Source organism: Pedobacter cryoconitis (genome assembly GCF_003259615.1).
GTDB lineage: Bacteria > Bacteroidota > Bacteroidia > Sphingobacteriales > Sphingobacteriaceae > Pedobacter > Pedobacter cryoconitis.
Window position 1 is genome coordinate 1 of the sequence record NZ_QLLR01000033.1, and the last position, 322, is coordinate 322.

Annotated in this window: 1 protein-coding gene; it reads left to right on the forward strand. The window is 46.0% G+C overall.

The annotated features are described in order from the left end of the window. Positions 1-322: hypothetical protein (locus tag LY11_RS26790; protein ID WP_170132755.1), on the forward strand; the 322-nt coding region annotated here is incomplete at both ends.

A 322-nucleotide genomic window follows, 5' to 3' on the forward strand; every position in this document is an offset into this window, starting at 1 on the left:
TTACTTCAATTGAATACCAGGTCACCCATGGAAATACTGCGACGGTAACCGGTTTACCGGCGGAGCTGCGCGGGGTTTATGATCCTGCCACGGGCAAGTTTACAATTACAGGTATACCATTAATGGCTGGCCTGATTTCTTACACGGTTACAGCGAGTGGTGATTGTGAGCCTGCAATTATCCATGGAACAATCAATGTTAAACCGGATGTCACGATTGCTTTAACATCAGCTGTAAACACAGCTCATCAGGAGCCATGTATCAACCATGCCATTACTTCAATTGAATACCAGGTCACCCATGGAAATACTGCGACGGTAAC